1 protein-coding gene is annotated in these 1114 nt (G+C 68.3%); it reads left to right on the top strand.

Annotated elements, in window-relative coordinates; translation table 11 throughout:
• Window positions 1-52 precede the first annotated feature (52 nt).
• Window positions 53-1114, top strand: a 1062-nt coding sequence (locus AB4079_RS19410; RefSeq protein WP_441788971.1) for an IS30 family transposase, incomplete at its 3' end; no start/stop codon positions are given.

Below are 1114 nucleotides of genomic sequence, written 5' to 3' on the forward strand. Positions count from 1 at the left end.
GGTGAGTTCGTGCGGTGAGTGCAACACCTTTCGTTTTCGGTGAGGGGTTGGGATGGGGTCGCATTCGTCGTTGGAGGTTCGGGTTCGAGCGTTGGGGCTGCTGGTGGGTGGCGCTTCGGCGGTTGGTGCGGGAGCTCAGTTGGGGGTGCCGCCTGGTCGGGTGGAGTGGTGGGCGAGGCTTGCTGGCATGAGGTTTGCTCCCGGGAGTCGTTCTGGCCTGTTGCACGTGGGAGTGCCGGGGGTGATCGGTGCTGGGGCCGGTCACGGGCGTCGGCTGTCGTTGGCGGACCGGGCGGTGATCCAGACCGGCCTGGCGCAGGGGTTCTCGATGCGCAGGATCGCGCAGTTGGTCGGGGTGGCGCCCTCGACGGTGTCGCGGGAGATAGCCCGGTCGAGGTGGTCGCATCGGGGGCAGTGGCAGTATGAAGCGGGTGTGTCGCATCAGGTCGCCGCGCAGCGGCGGGCAAGGCCCAAGCGGCGCAAGCTGGATGAGCATCCCGAGTTGCGGGCGGCGGTGGTCGGGCAGTTGAACGACCGGTTCTCCCCGCAACAGACCGCGGGCCGGCTGCCGCGGCTGTTCCCGGGGCGAGAGGATATGCGGGTGTCTGCCGAGACGATCTATCAGGCGCTCTATGTTCAGGGCAAAGGCGCGTTGCGGCACGAGCTGACCGTGGTCAAAGCGTTGCGGACGGGTCGGAAAGGGCGSGTGCCGCAGTCCAAGCTGCCGCGGCGCAGCAACCGGCCCTGGCTGGAAGGCGCCCGAATCAGTCAACGGCCAGCCCAGGCCGCCGACCGGGCCGTTCCCGGACATTGGGAGGGCGACCTGGTCGTCGGGCCCGGGAACTCCGGGATCATTACCCTGGTCGAACGCTCCACCCGGTTCGCGCTGCTGACGCGGCTGCCCGGGGTCCGCGACTCGGCCACCGTCATCGACCGGCTCACCGAGATGATCCAGCAGCTGCCCCCCGCATTGTTCTCGACCCTGACCTGGGATCAAGGCACCGAAATGGCCGAGCACGCCCGCTTCACCATCGCCACCAACTGTCCGGTGTTCTTCGCCGACCCGCACTCTCCCTGGCAACGCGGCAGCAACGAGAACCTGAACGGGCTGATC

The sequence above is a fragment of the Leifsonia sp. 2MCAF36 genome, from assembly GCF_052115525.1.
In the GTDB taxonomy this organism is placed as follows: Bacteria; Actinomycetota; Actinomycetes; order Actinomycetales; family Microbacteriaceae; genus Leifsonia.